Origin of the sequence: Phocaeicola faecicola, from assembly GCF_013618865.1 — a bacterium.
Classification (GTDB): Bacteria; Bacteroidota; Bacteroidia; order Bacteroidales; family Bacteroidaceae; genus Phocaeicola; species Phocaeicola faecicola.
Genome location: NZ_JABSOE010000115.1, coordinates 1 through 5,407 on the forward strand (window position 1 = coordinate 1; position 5,407 = coordinate 5,407).

Here is a 5,407-nt window from a genome sequence, read left to right on the forward strand (position 1 = left end):
ACAAGACTTGGGACTGCACACTGGATATTTACGGAAAAGTGCTTGCCGTTGACAAGGGAACGGAGTTTGACTGTCCGTTCAGGTTTCAGGGACAATATGCGGATGAAGAAACAGGACTATACTATAATAGATTTAGGTATTACGATAGTCTTATGAGTTGTTACTTGTCTCAAGATCCTATAAGATTAGCAGGAAGTAATCTAATATTCTATGAATACGTTCATAATACCAATGTTTGGATTGATGTTTTAGGATTAAGACCATTAGGACACGGAATTGGAGATGTTGAGGAAAAAGCTGTAATTAAGACCTTGAAAAATCAAGGTTATGATATTATAAATGTAAAATATGGCTCAAATAATGGAATAGACATCCTCGCTCAAAATCCAACAACTGGAAAGTATGACGTATTTGAAGTTAAATCTTCTATGAAAGGTAATTTTACATTTTCAGAAGATCAATTAGATCCCGATTTTTTTGTAAGCACTCGATTAGAAAATGCTATGTATCACAAAAAGATAACTCAAGAAAAATATGATGAAATTATTGCAAATTTAGGTGATAAAAAAGTAGCATATGTAAATGTAAAACGAGCTGGCAATAAAAAATTATACGCAGATAGTATTGATTTTAAAGATTGGGATACAGAAGCAAATAAAATAAAAGGAGGACATCATTAATGAAAAAAAACACATTTGACATAGTTGTCAATAAATATATAAAATATTCAATTGATGACATTAAATATTTAAACGAATTTTATAATAACCCTTCAGTTAGCATGAAAGATTATTACCGATGGAGAAGTGCTAGTATGGCTTGTTTTAGCATTCACTTTTCTTTATTTTGGGATAACCCAAATAAAGAGAATTTTGAAGGAATTATAAACGCATTTACAATGGCATATTTAGCTCAAATTATGTATTTATTCGATAAAGAAAAGAAATTCCTTCAAAATTTAGTAGTAGGAGTTCCTTTATTCCTAGCAATCCTTTCTTTTGGAAAAGAAAAAGAAATAGATTTAATGTTCCAAGCAATAATTAGTTTAATAAACGATCAAATAAAAAAAGGAAGAACAATATATTATCAAGATAAGACCTTACAAGAAGCATTTATATTATATGATTTATATAATAATAAAAAAGAACATCATACTTGGCAGCCATATATAAATAAGCCATTAGACTATAATTATCAGAATATTATGGATATTATTCTTTCTGATAACGAGAATGAAGTTAATAATGCTCTTGCTAATATGATGAAGTATCATAGAAAAAAAGCTCATATAGAATCATTTGTTACTAATGAATTTTATTCAACAGAGTGGCGTGTATTTCCGATAGAAATCATTGCACTTATACGTTACCGTTATTTAAAAGGCAAATCCATTAATTTCATAAATCATGAAGTTTTATCAAAGTTCGTCCCATATTTACAACAAAAAGAATATTATGCATCATCCATCATTGAAAAAACAAAAAATGATATTTATAAATTGTTTTCAGTGAATTAACATTAAGCACCTATTTAAATCCTGCTTAATCAGCATAATTTTAAGGAATATTTCCTCAAAAAACATAGATTCATGTCATAGTATCATGTCATGTGGACTGTTTGCAACAGGTATTTATGTTCAGGACAAATGTCCCCGTCATCCATTAGGTCATCTCACCTTTACATGGATGGAAAAGGTTCTGACACGGGGTGATTTTAAAGAGAAAGAATTTACCGCCTTCGTTATAATCTGCTGGTTATGAGCATTAGGATTTGTAATCCTCAGATTTCCCTCTGAAAGTATATGGAGATAAGCAAGATGCCAGTTTTTATAAATCAGCGATTGTTTGCTTAATTAATAAAGGGACTTTAAAATAAGAAAGGTATAATCAGGCTGCCCAAGAACTCTTATCTAAAACATAGTATAATACATACGAACAGGATATGAGTTTTTGGACAGCCTACTATCCTTATTAAAAATAACACCAAGGCTGTACAAAACATTACCCAACATCACTCAACTCATGGTCCAAATCAAACCTCAGCACATAGAAAACACCACCTTCCACATAACCGAAGCACCTGTTCCTCTGGGTGATTCTGAATTTCTTTATTCCCTTTCTCCATTGCTCATCGGAAAAATAATGCCTGCTTCTCCTGTTCTTATTATATGTCTTATAATCCAAGCCGTTGTCCGTTACAATCGCGCTCCAGTCCAGTTCTTCAACCTTGCGGAATGAATCTATAAACTCGCTTCGATTTTCATCGTCAATAAGTGAAAATCCATAGGTGCCATCAATAAGGCTGAAGTCAAGTTTTCCGCCGCTGAAGCGAATGGTCATATACTTTTCAAGAGACAGTTCCCCCCTTTCAAACAGGATAGAGTACAATTGTTTCTCTTTCCAGATATTGCCTACTCTGGTTGTTTCTTCACCCTTGGTTACAACAATCGGATTCTTTTCATACGGAGACCTTATGAATGACAGAAGGCAAACAGAACGGGCAGCAGCCTCGGCAACGGAACTGCCGGACACTTCTTTTTCATCTACCCGATAATGCGCATCAGGGTCTTGCCGGGGTTCGTCATCCCAAAACGGATTGCAGATGGCACGTGCCAATATGCTCTTATACCGTTTGGCTTCATCAATGATACGGGCCTCCGGTGCTGTCAGCAAATCGTGAAGGGTCTTGTCGGGAGTGGCTTGCGCCCCGTAAAAGTTTCCTTTTTTGAACAGATACATGATACCGAATGACTGAGCGTCCTGTAACGCCTTATGGAAAAGTGGAATTCCGTTCTTCCAGAAATCCTGACTGTCACTGAACTGGCCGTTTAATGACAATTCGTTGATGATGATACCTTCCATAGTCTTATAGCTTCAAGATGGCGTCCAAATCAATGTCAAACTGTTCAAACATACCGGGAATATATGACTTGATTCCTCCTTGTGGGGTAAATTCCACAGGCTCGGCATGTGTCAGTCCGTTTTCGTCTTGCCTGAAATTATACACACCGGCATCGGCCAAAGTCAGTTTCTCCTGGCTGATCAGACGCCGGATGCCGTTAAACAGGTGGTCGCTATGGCTCTCTATGATGATTTGCACGCCGGCCTTCGCAATCTGTGCCATAAAGTCAATCAGGTCGGCCTGTGCTTTCGGATGCAGATGGATTTCCGGATTCTCCACAATCACCGTACCGCCTTTCGGAGTTGCGAAACAGGCAATGATAACTTCCGTAATAAAGCTCACCCCGGTGCCGACATGATAAGGGTAGAGCCGTTTGCCGCTGCGCGTCTCATATTTCACATAGTGATTGTTCCCTGATGTCTCCACCACCAGCCGATAGCCGGTCAGCTTTTCCAATTGGCGGTTCACCTGCCCTTCCAGTGTTTGGGTGCCGGGAGTCAGAATCAAAGCGTCATCCAGTGTATCCAGACGGTGCTTGGCATAATAGTCTATCACATATTCCCCGTTGCGTCCCAGCTTGTTTTCCGGATCGGAATTGACGGGTTGCATGTATGCCCCGCCGGGACGTGTGGCTGGCAGGTATAACAGGCTTCCCAAAACTTTCAACAAATCCGGGGATGCTCCGGCCGCTTGTTCCACGAGAGTGGTTTGAAACGAATCATCCCCCGGAGTAAAACAAAGCGTAGTCTCTTCTCCGTCATTGCACGAGATACTGATTGTGTAGGACTTGGCGTTCGTTACAAAGTTCCTCACATCATTGAAATTCGATGCTTCCAGCCAACGGTTCTTTAAGCCGTGTTTCCCTTCTTTCTCCGTCACGTTATCCGAAACGGTCAGCAGGGCTTGCAATACGGTAGATTTTCCCGACGAGTTCGGACCGGCGAGCAGATTCAGGGGTTTCAGCTCCAGCGAACAATCTGTCAGGCATTTATAATCCTTTATTGTCAAATTCTTTAGCATAAATTCAATTCATGAATAAATCGGTTAATGATTTCATAACGTTTTTTGGTCTGTATGCCACTGTCCACAGAGCGGGTAAGGGTATCCAGATAGGCAGCGTTGCTCATTAATTGTGTATAGACTTCCAGAATCTGATGATGGAAACTTTCCCCCTCTCCGTTTAATTTAGACAGAAGATAACCGAAGCTCTCAAAAAAAGCCATGTTTATAGGTCTTTTTTTACCCGGAGACGAAGGTAGGCGGAAACCTCCCGATGGAAGCAGCCGTATGGCAAGCTCCATGGCACGCGTAAATCGGGCATCCAGTTCTTCAAACAATCTGTTTTCCGGAGACAGACGGTTAAGAAAACGCATCGTTTTTCCCAGAAAATCTTCCACATTGCTCCTGTATTCCAGCGGTCCGTTGGTATCAGGGTCTGTGGTAATATGCTCCTGCCACAGGTAAAAAGCCACAAACCGAAGTACCAGATACCTGTCTTTCATATGGTTTGCGGGAACGGAATGTTCCGTAGCCGCAACAAAAACTTCTTTTTCAGCCAGCCGGTTGATCAGCCTTGTGGCATTTCCCTGATAAAGCGCGTTGCGCATTTCCTGATTGTTGAGACGTGTCCCTCCCCGGTTCACGCGGTCAAACAAGTCAAAAGTGACCCGGTCGCTGGTAGGAGCCTTAATCACATGCAAGGTCAGTGAGCAGTCTTCTATCTTATTCTGCTCTAACGGAGACAGGTCCTCAAACCGGCATCCGTTCTTATCTTTCAGTATTGTGAGCTTTCCCAGCGCAAACTCATTGTTGATAAAGCTGAACAGGGTGTTCAGACGCTGTTTGCCGTCCACAATGATATATACGCCTTTTTCATCCTCCTTCACGTAAATCAGCGGCAGGGGGATGCCCATCAGTATGGATTCTATCAGTTCGCTTTTCTGTTTGGGGTTCCACACCAGACCTCGCTGGAAGTCGGGAGCCAGGTTCAGCATCGGAGGAGTCTTCTCCCATTTCCGCTTCAGTTGAAATACCGAGGCCGAATCGCGGGCTATGTTCAGCACGGCATCCGGATATACAACATCCGGCTCACGGCTTTGTTGATTAGAGGCTGTCCGCAGGGTATATTCTCCTTCAAAATCCATTTATAAATCCTTTCTTTTCTTAACTGTACTGCAAATATACGATGTTTTTCCGACACACTCTCCAAATTATTCATCTTTCATGGATTACGCTATGAATTTTGACAGAAAATAACAAGTGAACGCTCCCTTTTTTGATTTAAAATCATATATTTGCAAAAAACAAACCGACTAATCGGTTTGTAATAAAAGAAGAGGGCTTTATTATGTCGGACATATTCAAGAAAATAGCTGATGACAACAGTGCCAGACGGGGGTTTGCCGACCTTTTTACGGACTCCAAGGCCGCCCTTGACGAGCTCCAGGGCGGGCTGGCGGGGATGCTGCCGTCCATGCCCGGGATGCCAGTGGCAAAGTTCAACGAC

At 40.8% G+C, this 5,407-nt stretch carries 5 protein-coding genes; 2 read left to right on the forward strand and 3 right to left on the reverse strand.

The features are described 5' to 3' along the window. Together H3001_RS19735 and H3001_RS18540 are read left to right on the forward strand one after the other, a co-directional pair. Positions 1 to 680 (forward strand): RHS repeat-associated core domain-containing protein (locus H3001_RS19735; protein WP_181215729.1); only part of this gene is annotated, 680 nt, incomplete at its 5' end. Next, positions 680 to 1,516: a hypothetical protein gene (locus H3001_RS18540; protein ID WP_181215730.1), complete on the forward strand. Its 837-nt coding sequence runs from the start codon at positions 680 to 682 to the stop codon at positions 1,514 to 1,516. The genes H3001_RS19735 and H3001_RS18540, both read left to right, overlap by 1 nt. Positions 1,517 to 2,000: 484 nt before the next feature. Here the strand turns inward: H3001_RS18540 and H3001_RS18545 are convergent, their stop codons facing one another. The 3 genes from H3001_RS18545 to H3001_RS18555 are packed head-to-tail and all read right to left on the reverse strand — an operon-like array spanning position 2,001 to position 5,045. Next, the gene (locus H3001_RS18545; protein ID WP_181215731.1) at positions 2,001 to 2,861 is read right to left on the reverse strand and encodes a hypothetical protein; all 861 of its coding nucleotides are present in this window, start codon (positions 2,859 to 2,861) and stop codon (positions 2,001 to 2,003) included. A 4-nt stretch (positions 2,862 to 2,865) separates the two neighbouring features. Then, a complete protein-coding gene (locus tag H3001_RS18550; RefSeq protein ID WP_181215732.1) occupies positions 2,866 to 3,921 on the reverse strand; it encodes an AAA family ATPase in 1,056 nt (351 codons plus the stop codon). After that, positions 3,915 to 5,045 (reverse strand): DUF262 domain-containing protein, encoded by a 1,131-nt coding sequence (locus H3001_RS18555; protein ID WP_181215733.1) that lies wholly within the window; start codon positions 5,043 to 5,045, stop codon positions 3,915 to 3,917. The genes H3001_RS18550 and H3001_RS18555 overlap by 7 nt, the downstream gene beginning before the upstream one ends. Between the last annotated feature and the right edge of the window lie 362 nt (positions 5,046 to 5,407).

Bases quoted from the DNA above. Each gene is read 5' to 3' on its own strand.
- H3001_RS18540 (WP_181215730.1), top strand. From the start codon at position 680: ATGAAAAAAAACACATTTGACATAGTTGTCAATAAATATATAAAATAT.
- H3001_RS18545 (WP_181215731.1), bottom strand. From the start codon at position 2,861: ATGGAAGGTATCATCATCAACGAATTGTCATTAAACGGCCAGTTCAGT.
- H3001_RS18550 (WP_181215732.1), bottom strand. From the start codon at position 3,921: ATGCTAAAGAATTTGACAATAAAGGATTATAAATGCCTGACAGATTGT.
- H3001_RS18555 (WP_181215733.1), bottom strand. From the start codon at position 5,045: ATGGATTTTGAAGGAGAATATACCCTGCGGACAGCCTCTAATCAACAA.